Raw genomic sequence first — 21096 nt, 5'->3', positions numbered from 1 at the left:
ATTTTTTAACTTTGCTGATATAATTATATCAAAACAAGATGAAAAGAGGTTTATTTTGAATAACTTTAACAAAGGCAAACTCTTTTTTATTAAATTCGCACAAGTTTTATTATCAATTTTATTTTTCATATTTTTAGTTTTTGTAATTAAGTGGAGAATGGATTCTCTATATTTAAATTCTATATCAACTAAAGAAATAAATATTGGTCTAGTAGATGAACTAAAGAAAACTTATGGCGAAATTTTAGTTGCAACTGGCATAAAAGAAGAAAAAGCTGTTAAGCCTGTTGTCCTAATTGATGACAATAAAAAAGACGAAAATGAAAATGTAAATGAATTTACAGTTCCTGAAGGAACTGATGTAGATAGTCTTGGAGAACTTTTAATCTCTAAGGGACTAATAGCTGATATGGCAACTTACAAGACCTTGGCCGATGATTTGCAAATCAAGGACAAGATTAATCCTGGTGCTTACAAATTTGATAAGGACCTTACAGTAAAAGAAATACTTGCTGAAATAGCTGACATTGAATTTAAAACTTACACTGTAAACATAGAAGAAGGAGCAAGTCCACAAGATCTTGCAAAAACTTTAAAAGAAAAAGGCGTTATTGAATCTGAAAATGCCTTCGTAAGTGCCTGCAATAACCTTGGAGTTAATGCATTTGCTCCAGGTGAGCACAATATAGAAATGCCATCAAAGGTGGCAAATATAATTGAATCACTTGCACAAAAATAATCTGTAGGAAACTACAGATTTTTTCTTTTTATTCTCAATGGATATTGAAAGTAAATTGTGATATATTTTAAAAAAAGATTGGAGGACGCTATGCACAAAAATAGAATTAATAGACTAATAAAAAAAATGGAAGAAAATAATCTTTCCCACATGATAATAACTGATCCCTATGCAATTTTTTATCTTCTAGATAGGATGATTAGCCCAGGAGAAAGAGCTCTTGCCCTTTATGTCCACAAGGATGGAGATTTAAAACTTCTTATAAATGAATTATTCCCTCAAGAAGAAATAGCTGGAGTGGATTTTATTTGGTATAACGATGTTGAAGATGGCATTGAAAAACTCTCAAAATTTATAAAAGACGATGAGTTAATTGGAATTGATAAATTTTGGCCCGCAAAATTCTTGCTAAGACTTCAAGAAATTTTCCCAGATAAAAAATATATAAATGGATCTACAATTGTGGATGGAGTCAGAAGAGTTAAAGACGAAGAAGAAAAAAATTTAATGCGTGAATCTTCTGCAATAAACGATAAAGTTATGGAAGAATTAATTCCATGGGTTGTAAAAGGTTTGAGTGAAAAAGAACTTTCCCAAAAATTAAAAGAAATTTACAAAGCTCACGGAGTTGAAGAAGTTTCCTTTGAACCAATAACTGCCTATGGAAAATCTGCCGCTGATCCTCACCACTCAACAGATAACAGCAAGGGTAAACTTGGCGACTGTGTTGTCCTAGATATTGGTGGCATGTATAAAAATTACGCATCTGATATGACTCGTACAGTCTTTATTGGCGAAGTATCAGATAGAGCGAGAGAAATATATGAAATTGTAAAAGAAGCAAACCTTCGTGGAATTGCTGCCGCAAAAGCTGGCAACAAGATGTCTGATGTAGATAAGGCTGCTCGCTCTTATATCGAAGAAAAGGGCTATGGAAAATATTTTACACACAGAACTGGTCACTCCATTGGACTTGAAACTCACGAAGAAGGCGACGTTTCTTCAGTAAATGACAGCATAATAGAAGTGGGACAAATTTTTTCCATTGAACCTGGCATTTATTTATTAGACGAAGGAATTGGAGTTAGGATAGAAGATTTAGTTTTAATAACAGAAGATGGGTGTGAAATTTTAAATAGCGTTTCTAAAGATCTCAAAGTTGTTCCAGTAGAATAAAGAAGTTTTATTTAGTAAATTTTATAAAAATTTTATCCAATATAGGGGCGCAATACCATTCTGTCATACAGGTGGCGGATGTATGATGCCCCTACCCCTCTTCAAATCTCTTACCTAAGCATATCGTGCCGACAGAATTCTATCCAAAAAAATTTCAGAGAAAATATATCATCTCTGAAATCTTTTTATAAGTTTATATAATAAACAAATCTTTAATAATTTATTTTATCAAGTATTCCCTTAAAATGAGCAATTACTATTCCATAATTTGTTATTGGAATATTTTTTTCTTTTGCCTTTTTTATTCTGTTTCTTATATTTTTTGCATTTAACATGCAGCCACCACACTGAACTATTAAATCATAATCACAAATATTCTCTGGAAAAACTGAACCACTGCTCACATCAACTTGAATATTTTCTCCATATTTTTTTCTTATCATATTTGGTATTTTTATTCTGCCAATATCTTCTTCTGCTGGAGCATGAGTGCAAGCTTCTGCAATTAAAATTTTTGAATTTTCATTTAATTTTTCTAAAGCTTCCACTCCTCTTAGGTATTCGCCAATATCACCCTTTAATTTTGCAAATAAAACTGAAAAAGAAGTTAATCTTACATCTCTTGGTATTTTTTCATAAACTTCTAAAAATACAGAGGAGTCAGCTACAATTAAATCTGGCTTTTTATTTAAGATTTGTAAAATATCACTTAGTTCTTCGAGTTTTACCATAGATACAAGGGCATTTCTATCTAAAAGCTCACGAATTGCTTGGACTTGAGGAAGGATCAATCGATTTTTTGGGGCGGCAATATCTTGTGGAATTACAAGTAAAACAAGATTTTTCTCTTCAACCATTCCGTCAAAAAGTTTCTCTTCTTTATTTGGCTTAAATTTTAAAAGTTCTTCCAAGAGCTTGTCTAAACCAAATTTTTCAAGTGCTGAAAGCTCAATTACTTTGTAATCTGAAAAATCCTCTCTTATTTTTTTTATTTCATCTTTAGATAAGATATCAATTTTATTTATTACAATAAGAATTGGTGTTTCCTTAAATTCTTTTAAAAGTTCTCTTTCAGATTTTGTATCAGTATCTGATACAACTAAGATTCCTATATCAGTTTTTGAAATGACTTCCCCAGTCTTTTTCATTCTCTTTTCTCCGAGAATGGTTTTATCAGCAATACCTGGAGTGTCCATCAATAGACAAGCTCCCAAATCTTTTATCTCCATGGACTTATAAACAGGATCTGTTGTAGTTCCCTCTTCTTTTGAGACAATAGAAATTTCACGATTTGCAAAGGCATTTATTATTGAGCTCTTTCCTGAATTTACTTTTCCAAAAAAACCAATGTGAATCCTAGATCCTGAATTAGTTTTATTTAATTCCATTAAAATCTAAAATCTCTCTTTCCAACTTTTTCCATTTCATCAATATATTCTTTCGCCTTATTTTTTACAGTTTCATCAGGAATTTTTTCAAGTTCTTTTGCAATTAATTCATCACTTAATTCCTTTGTCTTTTCATTGCCATAATCTAACATGTATTCTTTTAAAGTCATTAATGCATTTGGTTGACAACAATTTAAAATTTGTCCTGACTTACAAAGCTGCATAAATCTGTCTCCAGTTCTTCCAGCCCTGTAACAAGCTGTGCAAAAACTTGGAATATAACCAAGTTCCATTAACCAGTCCACAACTTCTTCTAGAGTTCTGTTGTCAGCAACATCAAATTGAGCAGAATTATCTTCTCTTTTTTCTTCCTCAACATAACCGCCAACAGAAGTTTTTGATCCTCCAGAAATTTGGCTCACACCAAGTTCTAAAGCTTTTTCCCTAACTCTTTTAGATTCTCTTGTAGAAATAATCATTCCTGTATAAGGAACTGAAACTCTAATTAAGGCAATTAACTTTTCAAAAATATCGTCAGCTAGTTCATTTTTAAAATCACTTGGATCAATGTCATCTGCTGGTTGAATTCTTGGAACAGAAATTGTGTGTGGTCCAACCCAAAATCTTGCTTCCAAGTGTTCTGCGTGCATCAAAAGTCCAACAAGTTCATATTTATAAGTTTCAAGTCCAAATAAAACACCAATTCCAACATCATCAATGCCTGCTTCCATTGCCCTATCTATGGCTTCTGTGTGGTAGGCATAATTGTGTTTTGGTCCAGTAGGATGAAGTTCTTCGTAGGACTTTTTGTTATAAGTTTCTTGGAAAAGAATGTAAGTGCCAATTTCTGCATCTTTTAACTTTTTATAATTTTCAACACTTGTGGCAGCAATATTTATATTTACTCTTCTTATTTGACCATTTTCATGTTTTATAGAATAAATTGTCTTAATAGATTCCAAGATATATTCCATAGTGTTATTAACAGGATCTTCGCCAAGTTCGATGGCAAGTCTTTTGTGTCCCATATCTTGAAGGGCTATTACTTCATTTTTTATTTCTTCTTGAGATAATTTTTTCCTTCTAATATTCTTATTTTTTGCGTGATAAGGACAGTATACACAACCATTTATACAGTAATTCGAAAGATAAAGTGGTGCAAATAAAACAATTCTATTGCCATAGTGGTCTTCCTTAATTTTTTTCGCCAACTTAAAAATTTCTTCTTGATAATATTTGTCATCACTAAAAAGAAGTAAGGCAGCTTCTCTATGGCTCAAACCCTTTTCTTTTTTCGCTTTTTCTAATACTTTATCTAATAAATCTTTATTGTTCTTATTTTTTCCTGCATAATCAAGGGTATCTAAAATCTCTTGATGATTTATAAATTCTTCTGCAACATTTGAATCTACTTTGTACATTTTTATTCCTTCTTCCTTACTTATAATCTCCTCTAGATTTTGAAATTTTATATCCAATCTTATTTAGCTTTTCTTCAAGTCCTTTAAAATCATCAGAATTTTGTACTTCTGTTCCAATTTTATTGTCATAAAGTTTATAATTTTTTCTAAGTTTTTCTGCACCAACATTGGGCATTAGAACATTGGCACCTGCCAAAATTCCTTTTTCTCGTCCAAAATCATCTATACTTCCCAAGGCTGTCGTCGACGGAAGGAGAAGTTTCTCATCTGCAATTCTAACAATAGATAAAATTTTTAGAACATCATCTAACTTTCCACACTCGTAATCTCTAAAGGGAGTATCTTTCTGAGCTATAAAGGGTCCAATCCCCACCATTTGAGGTCTTAATTTTAAGATAAAATTTAAATCCTCATATAAATTTTGCCTTTCTTGGAAGGGAGAACCCACCATCATTCCACAACCAGTTTGATAACCCAATTCCTTTAATTTCAAAATAGAATTTATCCTATTCTCAAAACTCATAGAATTTGGATGTAGCCTTTCATAGTGGCACTTTGAATAAGTTTCGTGACGAAGAAGATATCTGTCAGCTCCAATATTTTTTAAGGCTTCAAAATCTTTAAAATCTCTCTCTCCCAAAGAAAGAGTTATTGCAATATCAGAAAATCGATTTTTAATTTCAGATAAAATTTCTCTTAAATATTCTAAAGTGTAAAAATCATCTTCCCCACCCTGCATCACAATAGTTTTTATTCCCAAGTCAACAGAATGACTGACAAGTTCTAAAATCTCCTCTTTTGAGAGTCTTAATCTTTTAGCAGATTTGTTGGCATTTCTAAGACCACAATAAAAACAATTATTTTTGCAATAAGTGCTAATTTCAATTAGTCCTCTTATGTAAATCTCATTGCCAAAATTTTTTAATGCCAAATTTCTAGCAAAAGAATAAAGATTTTTTGCATCTTCTCCATTTAAATTCATTAAATAAGAAAAATCTTCAAAGGAAATCTTTTTAGTTTTATAAAATTTTTCGCATATTTCTAATGTTTTATTCATAAAAATCCTATCTTAGTTAAAAAGTTCACAATCTATTATAATACTTACACTTAATTAATCAAGTATAAATAAGTCATGGATTGGATTTATTAATTATAAAAAGTTTCACTAAACAAGAGATTACTAGCAATAAAAATATTATAAAATTTAAGATTTTTGAAATATTTTATCTTTTAAAGTACAATATTATTTAATGTTTATAAAATTTACATATTAATGATAAAAAAACAATGAGATGATAAAAATTGAAAGCTAAATCAATATCAAATGTTGAAAAAAATTTAATGACGCAAGGTAGTATTTGGAAGACTATTGTCCTCTTTGCCCTTCCCCTCATTTTTGGAAATCTTCTCCAACAGACCTATAACACTATTGACTCCATGATTGTGGGAAATTATGTGGGAAGTCATGCCTTGGCAGCTGTAGGATCTAGCACTCCTCTTATTAATCTTCTTATATCTTTTAGTCAGGGTATAGCTGTTGGATGTGGAATCTTGGTTTCTCAGTCCATGGGAGGAGAAAATCAAAAGGAAATGAAACTTGCTGTTCACACTTCTATGGCAATCTCTATTATTCTTGGACTTTTAATTTCTATACTTGGATATGTCTTTGCTCCATGGCTTTTAGAACAAATGGACACTCCAAAAGAAGTAATGACACAATCTATAACTTATTTAAGAATTTTTTCTTTTGGACTTATCTTTAACATAATTTACAATATGGAAGCTGGAATTTTAAATGCAGTGGGCAATTCAAAAAGGTCCCTCCTATATCTTTTTATAGCTTCCTTTACAAATGTAATCCTTGATTTTTTATTCATAAAAAGATTTTCTTTGGGAGTTGAAGGTGCAGCTATTGCAACTAATATTAGTCAAGCACTTTCAGCTATACTTGCCCTCTTATTTTTAATAAGAGTCCCAGAAATTTATAAAGTTCATCTTTCAAGGATAAAAATTCACAAGGATATGGCTCTTAGAATAATAAAAGTTGGAATACCAACTGCAATACAAAACACTGTAATTTCCCTTTCAAATGTAATTATGCAATCTAGTGTAAATGTTTTTGGTCCTCTTGCTATGGCAGGTTTTGGAGCTTTCATAAAAATTGATGGTTTTAATATCTTGCCAGTAATGAGTCTTAGCATGGCTATAACAACCTTTGCTGGACAAAATTATGGTGCAGGAAAAATTAATCGAGTAAAAAAAGGAATGTGGACTACTTTAATTATGACTATTATTTACACCATAATAAGTGGAAGCTTACTTTATACTTTTGCACCAAATTTAATTGGTCTTTTCACAAAGGAGCCAAATGTAATTGAAGCTGGAGTTTTAGCAACAAAATTTTTCTGTCCTTTTTATTTTCTTCTTGCCATTATGCATTCTCTTGCAGGCACAGTAAGAGGTACAGGAAAAACTGTTCCACCTATGATAATTCTTTTGTTGTCACTTTGTTTATTTAGAATAATTGCTGCGAAATTTGTCATTCCACATTTCAACACCATCGAAAATGTTTATAGACTTTATCCTATTTCATGGGTAATTGGTGTAATTTTAATGGTCGGGTACACAATCAAGGCAGATTGGATAGAAACGAATTAAATTTTTATAATTTTATGTAAAATAAAAATTTATGTAAAATAAAAAACATTGGTTGATTTTAATTTTCAGCCAATGTTTTTTTATTTTTATTTATTTTCTTTGAAACCTTCGTATAGATTTCCTTCTTCTTCATCAATATATTTTTGAGCATTCATAGCTGCAACAGCACCGTCACCAGCTGCATTTACAACTTGGCGAACACTTTTCTTTCTAATATCTCCTGCTGCAAAAACTCCTGGCACATTAGTCCTCATTTCTTCATCAGTTTTAATGTAGCCATCTTCAGTAAGTTCCAACTTATCCTTAAACATTTCTGTCATAGGAATATAACCTATGAAAACAAAAATTCCAAAAGGATCATCTGATTTTATTGATCTGTCTTCACCTGTTTTAGTATCGTGTAAAATCATTTCATTTACAATTTTGTCGCCCTTGATTTCTTTTACAGTAGTGTTCCAGATAAAATCAATCTTGTCATTGTTAAAGGCTTGTTCTTGAAGAACTTTAGATGCTCTTAATTCATCTCTTCTGTGAATTATATAAACTTTTTTTGCAAAATTTGTTATAAAAATTGCCTCTTGAACAGCAGAATCGCCGCCACCAACTACATAAACAGTTTCGTCTTCATAAAAGGCTGCGTCACAAGTTGAACAATAACTTACGCCACGACCCTTATATTCTTTTTCTCCAGGTGCACCAATTTCTCTAGGAGAAGCTCCTGTTGCAACTATAACTGCCTTAGCTTCATAAGATTCAACATGTCCCTTTATTTTTTTTACTTTGCCATCAAGTTCCATATCTAGGACTTCGTCCATGACAATTTTGGCACCAAATTTTTTCGCTTGGTCTGCCATTTTTTTACCAAGTTCAACTCCATCTATTGTATCAATACCTGGATAGTTTTCTACTTGAGTAGTTTCAGAGATTTGTCCACCTTCGATTCCCTTTTCAATAATTAGGGTTTTCTTTTTACTTCTCGCTGCATATAGACCTGCAGTTAAACCAGCTGGACCTCCGCCAATTATAATAATATCGTACATTCTATCCCTCCATTTCTTATTATACCCAAAAATCTTTTTTTGTATATAATAGATATAGGTGATTAAATGGATTTTAAAATGAATTTTTCAACAACTTATTTTTTTATAATAAACTTACTATTATTTTCTCTTTCTTTTTATATGAACTATCTATTAAAAAAGAAGAAAAAGATTATTGGAGATAAGGACTCAAACTTAAACTATTATGAAAAAGCCTATTTATACAAAGGACCAAATTTTATTTACAACACAATTATAGCAATGATTTTAAAAGTCTATGGAGATGGACATCTTTTTATAGAAAAAAATATCTATAAGACAAAAAGAGGCGAAGAAAAAGTTGCATTTATCTTAAAAAACTTAGACGATTCAAATCTAGATGACGGAGAAAAAAGACTTTTTAAAACTCTTTTCTCTCTTGGAGATGATCAAATCTCAACAAGACAAATGGATAAGTTAAGAAGAACAGAAGCCGACAATTACAACAAAAAATTTAACGATTTTATATTTTATTTAGAAGATAAAATGATTGAAAAAAAATTGTTCACCAAAGAAAAAAATAGCTTAAAAATCTTTATATCTTTTGTAATTTTTTCACTTTTATTTTTTGTGGGAATAATTTCAGTTTACAATGAAAAATTTTTCGGTATTGTAAGTATTGTCTTTTCTCTTTATTTTTATGCTTCTCTAATATCATCTTTTTCTAAAATGACTGAAGCTGGAAATGAAAAATTTAGAGAACTTGAAAAGAAAGAAGAAGATTTGAAATCTTACAAGGGTAAAGATGAAGAAGATTTTCTTCTAGCTATAGGATTTGGACTAAAGGAAGAAATAACTTCAAATATTTATGAAAATTTAGATAATAAAAAATACGAAATATTTTTTGATTCTGACTTCTACCCTAGCTTTAAGACAGCTCTAGTTGGCGATCATCTTCTAGTAAGAAATTAATTTAAATATTACAAAATAAAAAAGCTGTGATAATAATGCCTAAAATTTTCTAGACATCATTATTCACAGCTTTTTTTATAATCTTATATTAAAACTCGCAAATTATAAGTTTGCCCTTACCTTCTATTTTTATTTCTTCATTTTCAAGATAAATAGCTGAGAATTTTTCAAAATCTTTGCCTTCAACTCTTAAATCAGAATCATAATTAAAAATTACTGCCTTTTTTTCTGCTTTAAATACAAAATTATTTATATTTAAGGCATACATTTTTGCATCAAGACCCTTTTTATAAATGAGATTAAAATCTCTAACATCTCCTGAAGATTTTGTAGAATCATCTCCATCAAAGAAAAGCACTTCAAAGGGATTTAATTTAAATTTATTTTCACCACTTTCGATATTCATAACATTGTCAATTGGTGTAATGTATCTAAAAAATCCCTTATAAGGTGTGTAAACTGATTCTTTGTCATTGCAAGTCGCAGTAGAAATTCTAAAGTCAAAATTTTTTTCAGCAACACTTGCATCTTCTGGATAGATGAAAACTTCCGTTGTAACTCCTGCAGACCAGTTTGAATCTTTAAATTCTTCTTTTTTAATAAATTTCATTTAGTCCTCCAATAATTCTCTTAACTTTCCAGTTACTTTATAATCAACTTTTTGAAGTTCAGAAATATTTTTTGCACCATTTAGCATCATGAGCATCTTAGTTTTTTCCATAAGACCATCAATATACTTTAGGGTGTATTCATATCCGCCACGAATTATATAAGATAAAATTTCGCCACTAATTGCAGTCATATCTGCTCCAAGGCTAATGCTTTTTACTATGTCCATAGAAGTTTTTATTCCTCCTGATGCTATTAAATAAAGATCATCATAATTGAGTTTTTTTGTTTCTATGATAGATAGGGCAGTGGGAATCCCCCATGAAAATAAATCTGATATATCTGCATTTGGATCTCTCAAATTTTCTATTTCAAAGAAGTTTGAACCACCGTAACCAGAAATATCTACATACTTAACTCCAACATCATAGAGTTTCTTCACAGTCTTTTGTGACATCCCAAAGCCAACTTCTTTTACTATAACTGGCACCTCAGACTTTTTAACTATATTTTCAATGTTTTTTAAAATTCCACAAAAATTTCTTTCCCCTTCAGCTTGCACAAGTTCTTGAGCTGGATTTAAATGTATTTGAATTGCATCGGCCCTTAATAGATCTACTGCAAGTTTTGCATCTTCAACACTAGAAAATCCACTTAGGTTTGAAATAACAATTCCATCCTTTATAATTTCTCTTACAATTTCAAAGGATTTTCTTGAGTCCTCATCTTCAAGAGCAATAGTTTGCGAACCAACAGCCATAGGAAGGTCGTATTCAACTGCCACGCTGGCAAGATTTCTATTTATTTCCTCTGATAAACTTGATCCACCTGTCATGGCATTTATCATTAGGGGAAATTTTATTTTTTTATCTAAAAAATTAAGACTTGTATCAATTTCATCATAATTTATCTCTGGAATAGAGTCATTATACAAAAAGATATCGGAAAAAAGTGGGTCGCCAACATAAGTCGAGCGAAGGAAATTTTCTATATGTTCAGTCTTTCTATATTTCCTCATTACATCCTCCTTTATAACAAGTAAATAATATCATCTTTAAAAATTTTTTACAAGAAAGGAGTGTTAAAAATGCTGGCTCCAATTTTGTCACCATCATGTCTTATGAGTCCATTCTTTATTTCAATAAATTCGCCTTCTGTAATTTTTACATTTTTTTCTCTAAAATATTTTCTATCATCATCAGTGGCAAATATTGGCATTGATTCATCTTTGTTGTAATAATATTTATAAATCTCTTCTGATGCCCTAAGATTATTCACTATAACTTCATCAATAAAGTCATACTCTGCATGTTTTAGAATTGCATCAAAATGATCTCTTAAAGAATATTCAAGAGTTTCTCCCCTTTGGGTCATGGCATTGGCAATGTAAATAACTTTCGCCTCTGTATCTCTTAGGGTTTCATTTATCCCAGCAACTAAAAAATTGGGTATAATGGAAGTGTATAAAGACCCTGGTCCAATTATAACTATATCAGATGAAAGTATTGCCTTTAGAGCCTCATCATTTGCCTTAGGATAATGAGGAATCATACTCATCTTCTCAATTTTTGTATTTAACCTATAACACATCTTTGGTATGTAGGACTCGCCTACTACCTTGTCCTTAGATTCAAATTCAGCAACAAGATGAGTTTCATCTAAAGTAACTGGAATAATTTTGCCTGTAACATTAAATACACTGGACATTTCCAAAAGAGCCTTGTCAAAAGATCCAAAAATATCTGTCAAGGCAGCAATCAAAATATTTCCGACATTTTGATTTTTTAAACTTCCAGAATTAAATCTATAATTCAAGAGTCTTTTCATAGTGTTATCTGTATTGGAAAGAGCAATAAGACATCTCCTCACATCTCCTGGTGGGAGCATATTTAATTCTTCTCTTAAAATTCCACTTCCACCACCATCATCAGACATGGAAACAACAGCAGAAATATTTTTGCTGTAATCTTTTAAACCACGCAAAATGGTGGAGATACCTGTCCCTCCTCCAAGGACTGCTATCTTTTTTTCCATAAATTTTTCTCCATATCCCTGTGTGTAACATAGGTGGATTTATATTCTTCTTTTAAAAGTCTGCCAATTTCTTCAGCTATAGTTACTGATCTGTGAAATCCACCAGTACAACCAATTCCAATTGTCAAAACCCTCTTTTGTTCTGACATATAATTTGGTATCAAAAACTTCAATAAATCAATGGTCTTTTCGATAAACTCACTAGTGACGTCCCACTTCAAGACATAAGACTTCACTTCTTCAGACTTTCCGTTTAAATCTTTGAGCTCTTTTATATAAAAAGGATTTGGCAAAAACCTAACATCAAAAACAAGATCGGCATCTCTTAAAATACCATTTTTAAAACCAAAACTTGAAACCTCAATGGCAAAGTTATCCTTTTCGTCGTATGAAACAAAAGCCATAAGTTGTTTTCTCAAATTTTTAGTAGAAAGACCAGTGGTATCTATTACAAAATCTGCACTTTCTTTTATTTTTGAAAGAGTTTCTGCTTCAAAATTATAACCCTCAACAATAGACCTATTCATTGGATGAGGCCTTCTAAGCTCCTTGTATCTTGCAATAATAGTTTCCATATCTGCATAAAGAAATAAGAGCCTTATTTTCACATTCATTCCCTTTAACTCTTCATAAGCAGAATAAAAATCATTAAATAGCTCGCCACTTCTCATGTCAACAACAGCAGCTACCTTCTCAAAACTTTTGCTCTTTGCATCTAGAGCTATACTACAAAATTTTGGCAAGAGAGCTGGAGCAAGATTATCCATTGCATAATAACCAAGATCTTCAAAAACATCTAGAGCATAGGATTTGCCAGATCCACTCATTCCCGTAATAATTATAAGTTCCATTTAATCACCAAACAAAAGAAAATCAGTCACCAATAATTTTAACTTCTCTCTCCATATTAACACCGAATTTATCGTGAACAACCTTTTGAACAATTTCAATAGTTTCAAGAATATCTTCAGCAGTGGCATTATTTTTATTTACAACAAAACCACAGTGTTTCTCACTAATTCCTGCTCCCTTATGAGTAAATCCCCTAAGACCAGAATCATCAATTAACTTTCCAGCAAAATATCCAGTAGGTCTTTTAAAAGTAGAACCAGCAGAAGGCATATCCAAAGGTTGTTTATCTGCCCTTCTCCTGTCAAATTCTTCATACTTTTCTCTAATCTCATCTTTATTTCCATCATCAAGTGCAAAAGTTGCTCCAAGGACAACTAAATCTCTTTCTTGCACAAGAGAATGTCTGTAAGAAAAATTCATTTCATCGCAAGGAATTTCTATAACATCTAAATTTTCATCAAGAAGTCTAACACTTTTCACAACATTTTTTATTTCACCATCGTAAGCACCAGCATTCATGACAATGGCACCACCTAAAGATCCAGGAATTCCATGAGCAAACTCAAGACCAGTTAAAGAATTTTCCATGGCAAATTCGCTTACCTTTTTCATACTGGCACCTGTTCCCGCATAAATTTCTCTATCAGATATTTTCTTAACATCATTCAATTTGTTTTTTAATTTAATTATGATGCCATCAAAACCTCTATCTTTTACAATAATATTTGTACAATTGCCAAGTATATAATAATTATAATTATTTTTTCTTATTTCTTTTAAAATTTCTATAAGAGCTTCTTCGTCCTTTGGCTTTATTAAAAGTTTTGCAGGCCCACCCACACAAAAGGAAGTGTGGCGAGTCATGGGCTCATCATAAAAAAAATCTCCCAAATTTTCATTTATATCAAAATTCATAATACACCTCAATTAATTACTAAAACAATTATATCATTAAAGAGAGTAAATATTAACTTTAGGATTTTTCTTAATTTTATAAAAATTATTTTTAAAATTTCACAAAATTCTTCTGGAAATTTTTTATCCAAAAAATTTTACAAATAAAAAAAAGATACCCCTAAGGGTATCTCATTTTCAATATTATTTATCTTATCTTCTTCCAAGTTCTGCGTCGTAGATATAAAGTCCAGCCCAAGCTTCATTGATTCTTTCAAGTTTTTCAATTATTGTTCTGAAGTTATCTTCTTCTTCAACTTGTTCATCAACATACCATTGAAGAAGTGATGTTACTCTGTGGTCATTTTCTTCTACAGAAAGATCAACTAACTTGTTAATTCTCTTTGTAACTTCTTTTTCGTGTTCAAGAGCAGTTTTAAATGTATCTGTAAAGTTTCCAAAATCTTCTTGTGGTTTTTTAATTCCTTCAAGAACTGGTTTTTCATCTATTTCAAATAAGAAGTTTCTTAATTTTTCTGCATGTTCAAATTCTTCATGTGCTTGTTTGTAAAAGAAGTGAGCAAAACCGTCCATTCCCTTTTCTTTTACATGGTGTGCCATTGATATATAAATGTATCCTGATTCAATTTCAAAATTATATTGTTCATTAAGTCCTTTTAATAATTTACTTTCCATTTTAAAAACCTCCAAGTTTTTTTATTTTCTTTATAAGCTCATCGCTCTTAATTTTAAATTACCCTCTTTATTTCTTTTTAAACAATTTATTTCACAATCCCTATATTATCTATAGAAATTTTAATATTATTTTTAAATTTAAATTCAAGCTTATTTATTTCTTCTAAATTTAGATTGCTGTTAGATTTTTTAAAATCCTCTATTGGAATTATGAGAGTTTGCGGCACAAACCTTTCATAATAATCGTCATTTAGATAATCAATTTTATAAAGATAAGTCTTTGTAACAGGTATTATCTTTTTATAATCACTTAAATTGATTCTAGCTACATTTCCCCAAGTATCTTGCATTTCTAAATCTATATTATCTGCAATATCTTCAAATCTCAGATTTTCTATATCAAACTGCAAAAATCTTCCACTTGGAATTTTTTCTGTAAATCTAAGACTATAATTTGAATTTTTATTTGATTCAATAAAAACTCCACTTGTCTTAGAAGATTTTTCTCCATACTCGTGACTGTTCTCATAAATTTTACTCAAATTAGAAAAATTAATTATTCCAGAAGGAAAAGATGTTGTAGTTATGTCATAATCTTCTTCAAAGTCAGCAAGCTTTACAAAATCTGAATCCATGTATCTAGTGTAATAATTTGTTTCTGGCAAATCACTGTATTTATATGGACCTTCTTTAAATATTTCTCTATTGTAGGTTTTCCCAAAGGAATTTTCTAAAAAGTTTAGAGTGTAAGCAGATAAAATTTCTCTTTGTTTGTCAGCATCGAGCAATTCTTTTCTATTTAGGAATAGTCCTTCTCCTGGGTCACAATCAAAATCCCCCCAAAGTTTGTTAAAGTTTCCATGGTTAGCATATCCAAGATAAAGAGCTGTTTTAAAGTTATCCTTTACTCCAGAAAAAATTACATTGTCATACATAAGCATTCCTTCAAAACCGTCTACATCAGCATCGTTAGTACCAGCAATAGTAAAATAATTTACATCCCTTAAAATTATATTTTTGTCTGAAGGCTTGTACTGATTATAAGTCGGAGCAACTGTAATTATCCCCTTTATATTAAAATCATATCTGTGAGATATTTTTCCATTGTCAGGATGAAATTTAAGTTCATTAAAATTATAAGCAATGGTTGCAGCTTCTCCTCCTCTAGAGTGTCCCATTATAGCAATATTATTTCTATCAAATCTATTGTAAAGTGGACTATTTTCTATCTTATTTCTTTTAAAAATATTTTCCATATTTTCAAGAAGAAGAATAGCTCTTGCATCATTCTCATTTCCAACTCCAAATTTCATAAAGCCATTTAACATATTCATGTCAACTGATACCATGGCAATTCCTCTTTTTGCAAGATAATGACCAAGATAATCATAACCTAGATAATTTTTTGTCGTGAATCTGTGGTTTCCATGGACTACAAATAAAACTGGCGCCTTTTCTAAACCCTTTGGAGCATAAATTCTTCCTCTCACATCTGTCTTATTAAGTCCTTTTCCAAAAAATTTGTCTCTAATTTTTTTTGTATTTCCTGAATAATTCACAAAATCTGTGAGATCTACTGGATTTGCTTGATAATCAATTACTTCTACCTTATATTTTTCAGTTTTTCCAGCAACTTTATCTTTTTCTAAATTCATTTCATAAATTTCTTTTGATTGAAAACCTGGAAATACCATAAAATAAACTGACCCTGCAAGAATTGCCGTAGTTGGAATTAAAAATAAAAGTGCTAATTTTTTCTTGTTTTTCACAAAGGAAACTAGAGACTTGGAAAAAGTTACAAGCACAAGAAAGGCTAAAGCAATAAAAATTATTTCAAAATAATCTATATTTACATAATATAAACATTCGTCATAAAAGTACTTTAATCCCCAGATAAGAATTGCGTAGATAGCAAGATTTCTTGCCCTAACTCTCTTTAAAAGTAAAAATCCTATTTTTAGTAGCTGCCAAAGTATGAAATATAAGGCATAAAATAGCAAAGCTATAAGTAAAAATGCCAGTGGCTTTGGCAAAGCAAAATCTGCTAGATAATAATAAAAAAAGGTGGCAGAAAATAAGGATATAATTGCCACCATTATAAGGGCAAAACCACTGGTTCTGCCAAAATGTTTCTTAAAAAAAATATTTATTTTGTTGGAAATTTTAACTAAAAAATTATTTATTTTCATAACAAGGGGATAAGACCTCTCTTATCCCTAATCCCTCTCCAATTCTACTAATTCACTTTCGTCATATTCTTCCATATTAAGTGATCTCGATTGATTTATAAAAGTTTTATTAAACTCTCTTGTCCTCTTGATCTCAGATAGTTCAAGATATACAGTTTCCTTTTCGTCATCAACTTCATACATAACTTTTACAAGCTCTTGTATTGTGTACGTGGAAACAACTGTACCCTTTCCCCTTTCAGTTTTTACAATCTCTCCTGGTCTTGGCATTTTTTTATTTATACATTCGTATCCATCTTGCTCATACTTTAAGCAACACATAAGTCTGCCACATATACCAGAAATTTTTGAAGGGTTTAGACTTAGGTTTTGATCCTTTGCCATCTTAATTGAAACTGGTGAAAACTCACTTAAAAAAGTTGAGCAACAAGTTGGTCTACCACAACATCCAAGTCCACCAACATACTTCGCCTCATCACGAACACCAATTTGTCTAAGTTCAATTCTCGTTTTAAAAATTGACGCCAAATCTCTTACGAGTTCTCTAAAGTCAACTCTTCCATCTGCTGTAAAGTAAAATAAAAGTTTTGAGCGATCAAAAGTGTATTCACAAGAAATCAACTTCATATCAAGTCCATGTTCTTCTACCTTTTGCTCACATATTATTATTGCTTCCTTGGCTTTATTTCTGTTTTCCACATTGATATTTTTATCTTCGTCAGTCGCCAAGCGTATAACAGGTTTTAATTCACCCTTAATACTTTCTTCGTCCACTTCTTTTAAAAGCTCAACTGCTCCAAACTCAAGGCCTCTTACAGTTTCAACGATTACATAATCTCCAATATTTAAATCTATATCAATGGGATCAAAATAATAGATTTTTCCAGTTCTTTTGAACCTTACTCCTGCAATTTCTATCATCTAATTCCCCCTAAATCCATTAACAATTTCTCTATATTTAAATCGAAATTTACATTTTTTTCTTTGCGACCCAAAGCATTTATAATGGCATCATAGGAATCTACTGCTCTATCAATAGAAACATCTTGCAACTTCAAAAGGTCAATTTTATCTATATTTACAATAAAATCTTCTCTAGCACTTTTTAAATACACTAGATCAAGATACCAAATTATCATAAAATTTAAAATTTCTTTGAAATCATCTTTGTTGTCCTTAAAAAATTTCATTTCATCAAATAAAAATCCAGTATTTCTTATGATTCTGTCAGTCATATTTATTACATCTTCTCTTTTTGACAAGAGTTCTGGATCTTCTGAATATCTAAGAGCTAGACTTACATCTCCATTTGAAAGTCTAGAAAAAAGCCTGGCATTTCTCTCTGAAACTTTTCTTGACAACAAAAATTCTTCAATTCTATCTTGAGTTAAATCAGCAAATTTTAAAATTCTGCACCTTGAAATAATAGTTGGAAGAATATTTCTCATATTGCTTGATATTAAAATCAAAATTAAATAATCCATGGGTTCTTCCAAAGTTTTTAAGAGTGCATTTTGTCCTTCGGGAGTAACCTTATCAAAATCGTCTATAATAACAATTTTGTGGCTAGCAGCAAAGGGTTTTGAAAAAGAATTTTCGATTATTTCTTCTATATCTTGTTTTTTTATAGTGTCCTTTTTTTTCACCACAAAGAGGTCTGCATCTTCATATTCATCTATTCCACTAAAAAATCTCACAGACTCAGCATCATCCCTTAGAATTGCCCTTGCAAAATTTTTGGCATGAGAAAATTTACCTATACCCTTGCTTCCAGAAAAAAGATAGGCATGACTGTATGACTTGTTTTTGATGTCCCCCTCAAGGCTATTTATTACGGACGTATTTTCTAAAAACATTAGATTCTCTTTGATTCTTCTAAATCAACTACGAAAATTGTAGCCCCAGAAACTTTGAAGTCTCCTTCATCTAAATGTATATCTTCCGGTTCAGTTTCTTCTTTAAAGATTTCATAAATTCTATCAAGCTCTTCTTCCTTACAACCCAATAGAAGAGTAGTGTTTCCTGATTTAAAAAATCCACCAGTAGAAGAAAGTCTAGTTACATATATATCTTCATCTAAAAATCTATCAATTAGTGCATCTGTGTACTTTTCTTGCACTATTGCAATCATCATTTTCGTATTCATATTATCACCTAAAACCTTTTAAAATCAAATACATCAGTTACAAAAATTGTGGCTCCCCCAACCTTTACTGTTATGGGAACAGGTATCATAGCTTGACCTGGAATATTTACAGGTTGAATAGTCCTTTTAACTTCTCTTGTCTTAGAATTTTCTTCTAGAATTTCCATAAACTTGTCAAGGTCTTCATTTTCTATACCTGAAAGGATTGTCACATTCCCTGATTTTAGAAATCCACCAGTAGAACTTATTGTAGTGACCTTAAAATTATTTTCATTTAAGGTTTTTATTAAAACTTCGCTGTCCTCATCTTGGACTATTGCGATTACAAGTTTCACAAAATCTTCCTTTCTTTAAGAACATTTATACAGTCATTAAAAACTTCTTCGATGCTCTTATTTACATCTATAAAATAATAATTTTCTTCTTTGTTTAAATTATTGTAATAATCTCTCACCAACTTGTGAAATTGGTCATCTTCACATTCAAGCCTGTCATAACACTTCTTGTCTTTTCTAATTAGAGTTGAGTTTTTAGTTCTAAATATAAAAACTATGTCTGGCTTAATTCCTCCAGTTGCAAAATCATTTATTGCTTTTATGTCTTCCAGATTTTGTCCTCTTGCATGTCCTTGATATGCAAGTGAAGATAATACATATCTCTCACATAAAACTGTCACACCTTCATCTAAACTTGGAAGGATTTTTTCGTAAGTATGTTGTGCCCTAGATGCAGAATAGAGAAGTGCTTCAGTCCTCATATCCATTTCCTTTAAGTCCTTATCTAGGATTAAATCTCTAATCTTTTCTGAAATTCTAGTTCCACCAGGTTCTCTAGTCTTAATTGTCTTTATATTATTTTTTAAAAGTTCATCATAAACTAAGTTGCAAATCGTTGACTTTCCAGAACCATCTGGACCCTCAAATGTTATAAAAGCACTCATTTAACTACCTCAATCTCGTCTTCTAAAAGTCCAATGACTTCTATTCCTTTATTTGTAAATTCATCTATTTTTTTTATTATATCCTCACTTATTACTTCGCCAAAACTCACCAAAGGAACTCCAGGTGGGTAGGCTGCAATAATTTCTTTTGATATTCTATCTGACGCATCTTTATAAGAAATTCTTTCGCCATCGCATAAAAAAGCTTCTCTTGGAAACATTTTTTTCTCTGGAATAGGTATTTCCTGGGGAAAAATCTTCTTATAATCTTTATTTTTGTAGGATAAAATTGCATCTTGTAATTTTTTAATTTCAAAACTTTCGTTAATTGGGGAGATCATCCCAAGAGCGTAATATAAGTCCCCCATTTCAAGTCTTATATCTTTATTTATGAGAAAATCTTCCACCACTTCTTCGCCAGTCATATCTCCAATTCTAAATAAAAATTTCATTGGGTCGTTACAAGCAATAGAATCATGGGTCAAATCCAAATCATAATTTATAGCTCTTTTAAGTTTTTCTATCTCAAAACTTCTTTTTTTTAGTTCTTCCCTTCCCTTTTCGTCCATATATTTTAAACCAGACTCAATGGAAAGCATAAAAAGATAGGATGGAGAAGTCGTGTTATAAATATTTACATACTTCAAAAGCTCTTCGTGAGAAAACCTATCTGTTCCCCTGTGAATTAAAGCTGACTGTGTTAATGATGGAATCATCTTGTGTGTAGAATTAATAACAAGGTCCGCTCCACATTCTATTGCAGAATATTTTTTTAAGTCAGAAAAATACAAGTGGGCTCCATGAGCTTCATCAACTATAACTGCTATATCCTTTTCATGTAAAATCTCGATTATTTCTTTTAGTTTTAAAATTCCACCAAAATAATTGGGTGAAACTAAGACACAAGCAGAAATCTTATTTTTTTCTATTTTTTCTCTCAGTTCATCTTCATCAATTCCAAAATACATCCCACGATTTTTATCATAAATTGTATTTAAATAAATTGGATTTAAATCATTTAATACTAGACCGTTATAGATGGATTTATGAGCATTTCTCTGTATCAAAACCTTATCAGTAGGTCTAGTTGCCATAGCTATGGCAATGTGAAGAGCCCCAGTTGAACCATTCGTAACTATAAAAGACTCCTTTGATCCAAAAAGATTTTTTATCTCCTTGTGAAGTTCATCTATTGCTCCCTTTGGATTTAACAAATTGTCAGTATCACAAATTTCTGTCAAATCTCTTTTTATGTCTAGGTCAAAAAAATCTTTGCCCTTGTGACCTGGCATCCCAAAAGATATTTTATTTTCTACTTTATCGATTTCACTTTTTAAAGGGGTCTTCATCTTTTCTCCTAACT

General features: G+C 30.9%; 21 protein-coding genes. 4 read left to right on the top strand and 17 right to left on the bottom strand.

From position 1 onward, the window contains the following. Nucleotides 1-55 precede the first annotated feature (55 nt). Nucleotides 56-739 (top strand): endolytic transglycosylase MltG, encoded by a 684-nt coding sequence (locus BN3657_RS04515; RefSeq protein WP_062551942.1) that lies wholly within the window; start codon nt 56-58, stop codon nt 737-739. Between the two features lie 90 nt (nt 740-829). Further along, nucleotides 830-1915 carry a M24 family metallopeptidase gene (locus tag BN3657_RS04510; protein ID WP_062551941.1) on the top strand — a complete coding sequence of 362 codons (1086 nt, stop codon included), beginning with the start codon at nt 830-832 and terminating at the stop codon, nt 1913-1915. 212 nt (nt 1916-2127) lie between these two features. Here BN3657_RS04510 and hydF read toward each other — a convergent pair whose 3' ends face one another. From hydF to hydE, 3 genes are read right to left on the bottom strand one after another with little or no spacing between them, the layout of a single operon-like run. Then, nucleotides 2128-3303, bottom strand: coding sequence for a [FeFe] hydrogenase H-cluster maturation GTPase HydF (gene hydF, locus BN3657_RS04505; protein WP_062551940.1), 1176 nt, complete (start codon nt 3301-3303; stop codon nt 2128-2130). Further along, nucleotides 3303-4724, bottom strand: a complete 1422-nt coding sequence (gene hydG / locus BN3657_RS04500) for a [FeFe] hydrogenase H-cluster radical SAM maturase HydG (RefSeq protein WP_062552545.1) — start codon at nt 4722-4724, stop codon at nt 3303-3305. Before hydG ends, hydF begins: the two co-directional genes overlap by 1 nt. 16 nt (nt 4725-4740) lie before the next feature. Next, nucleotides 4741-5781 carry a [FeFe] hydrogenase H-cluster radical SAM maturase HydE gene (gene hydE, locus BN3657_RS04495; protein ID WP_062551939.1) on the bottom strand — a complete coding sequence of 347 codons (1041 nt, stop codon included), beginning with the start codon at nt 5779-5781 and terminating at the stop codon, nt 4741-4743. A 245-nt stretch (nt 5782-6026) separates the two neighbouring features. On the opposite strand from hydE, the gene BN3657_RS04490 reads away from it, so the two are divergent. Then, nucleotides 6027-7382 (top strand): MATE family efflux transporter, encoded by a 1356-nt coding sequence (locus tag BN3657_RS04490; protein ID WP_062551938.1) that lies wholly within the window; start codon nt 6027-6029, stop codon nt 7380-7382. An 86-nt stretch (nt 7383-7468) separates the two neighbouring features. Here the strand turns inward: BN3657_RS04490 and trxB are convergent, their stop codons facing one another. Then, nucleotides 7469-8422 (bottom strand): thioredoxin-disulfide reductase, encoded by a 954-nt coding sequence (gene trxB, locus BN3657_RS04485; protein ID WP_062551937.1) that lies wholly within the window; start codon nt 8420-8422, stop codon nt 7469-7471. 66 nt (nt 8423-8488) lie between these two features. Here trxB and BN3657_RS04480 point away from each other — a divergent pair, with 66 nt between their 5' ends. Continuing rightward, nucleotides 8489-9373, top strand: coding sequence for a DUF2207 family protein (locus BN3657_RS04480; protein ID WP_062551936.1), 885 nt, complete (start codon nt 8489-8491; stop codon nt 9371-9373). An 88-nt stretch (nt 9374-9461) separates the two neighbouring features. Here BN3657_RS04480 and BN3657_RS04475 read toward each other — a convergent pair whose 3' ends face one another. From BN3657_RS04475 to BN3657_RS04415, 13 genes are all read right to left on the bottom strand, one after another. After that, nucleotides 9462-9983 carry a HutD family protein gene (locus BN3657_RS04475; RefSeq protein WP_062551935.1) on the bottom strand — a complete coding sequence of 174 codons (522 nt, stop codon included), beginning with the start codon at nt 9981-9983 and terminating at the stop codon, nt 9462-9464. Further along, complete coding sequence (gene fni, locus BN3657_RS04470) at nt 9984-11000, bottom strand: type 2 isopentenyl-diphosphate Delta-isomerase (protein WP_062551934.1); 1017 nt, start codon at nt 10998-11000, stop codon at nt 9984-9986. Nucleotides 11001-11047: 47 nt separating this feature from the next. Beyond that, nucleotides 11048-12016 carry a gluconeogenesis factor YvcK family protein gene (locus BN3657_RS04465; RefSeq protein WP_062551933.1) on the bottom strand — a complete coding sequence of 323 codons (969 nt, stop codon included), beginning with the start codon at nt 12014-12016 and terminating at the stop codon, nt 11048-11050. Further along, nucleotides 12001-12867 carry an RNase adapter RapZ gene (gene rapZ / locus BN3657_RS04460; protein WP_062551932.1) on the bottom strand — a complete coding sequence of 289 codons (867 nt, stop codon included), beginning with the start codon at nt 12865-12867 and terminating at the stop codon, nt 12001-12003. The genes BN3657_RS04465 and rapZ overlap by 16 nt, the downstream gene beginning before the upstream one ends. 22 nt (nt 12868-12889) lie before the next feature. Continuing rightward, nucleotides 12890-13783 (bottom strand): UDP-N-acetylmuramate dehydrogenase, encoded by an 894-nt coding sequence (murB, locus tag BN3657_RS04455; RefSeq protein WP_062551931.1) that lies wholly within the window; start codon nt 13781-13783, stop codon nt 12890-12892. A gap of 192 nt (nt 13784-13975) precedes the next feature. After that, nucleotides 13976-14458 carry a ferritin gene (locus BN3657_RS04450; protein ID WP_062551930.1) on the bottom strand — a complete coding sequence of 161 codons (483 nt, stop codon included), beginning with the start codon at nt 14456-14458 and terminating at the stop codon, nt 13976-13978. 86 nt (nt 14459-14544) lie between these two features. Next, nucleotides 14545-16647, bottom strand: a complete 2103-nt coding sequence (locus tag BN3657_RS04445) for an alpha/beta hydrolase family protein (RefSeq protein WP_062551929.1) — start codon at nt 16645-16647, stop codon at nt 14545-14547. A 27-nt stretch (nt 16648-16674) separates the two neighbouring features. Further along, complete coding sequence (locus BN3657_RS04440) at nt 16675-17568, bottom strand: PSP1 domain-containing protein (protein ID WP_019137889.1); 894 nt, start codon at nt 17566-17568, stop codon at nt 16675-16677. Beyond that, complete coding sequence (locus tag BN3657_RS04435) at nt 17565-18503, bottom strand: DNA polymerase III subunit (RefSeq protein ID WP_062551928.1); 939 nt, start codon at nt 18501-18503, stop codon at nt 17565-17567. The genes BN3657_RS04440 and BN3657_RS04435 overlap by 4 nt, the downstream gene beginning before the upstream one ends. Next, nucleotides 18503-18793 (bottom strand): cyclic-di-AMP receptor, encoded by a 291-nt coding sequence (locus tag BN3657_RS04430; RefSeq protein ID WP_019137887.1) that lies wholly within the window; start codon nt 18791-18793, stop codon nt 18503-18505. Before BN3657_RS04430 ends, BN3657_RS04435 begins: the two co-directional genes overlap by 1 nt. 8 nt (nt 18794-18801) lie before the next feature. After that, nucleotides 18802-19128: a cyclic-di-AMP receptor gene (locus BN3657_RS04425; RefSeq protein WP_019137886.1), complete on the bottom strand. Its 327-nt coding sequence runs from the start codon at nt 19126-19128 to the stop codon at nt 18802-18804. Continuing rightward, complete coding sequence (tmk, locus tag BN3657_RS04420; protein WP_062551927.1) at nt 19125-19733, bottom strand: dTMP kinase; 609 nt, start codon at nt 19731-19733, stop codon at nt 19125-19127. The genes BN3657_RS04425 and tmk overlap by 4 nt, the downstream gene beginning before the upstream one ends. Beyond that, the gene (locus tag BN3657_RS04415) at nt 19730-21082 is read right to left on the bottom strand and encodes an aminotransferase class I/II-fold pyridoxal phosphate-dependent enzyme (protein ID WP_062551926.1); all 1353 of its coding nucleotides are present in this window, start codon (nt 21080-21082) and stop codon (nt 19730-19732) included. The genes tmk and BN3657_RS04415 overlap by 4 nt, the downstream gene beginning before the upstream one ends. Nucleotides 21083-21096: the final 14 nt, after the last annotated feature.

The organism is Peptoniphilus phoceensis, from assembly GCF_001517665.2.
Lineage (GTDB): Bacteria > Bacillota > Clostridia > Tissierellales > Peptoniphilaceae > Peptoniphilus_A > Peptoniphilus_A timonensis.
The sequence above is the reverse complement of the archived record's forward strand: the minus strand, read 5'-3'. Positions and strand labels throughout refer to the sequence as shown.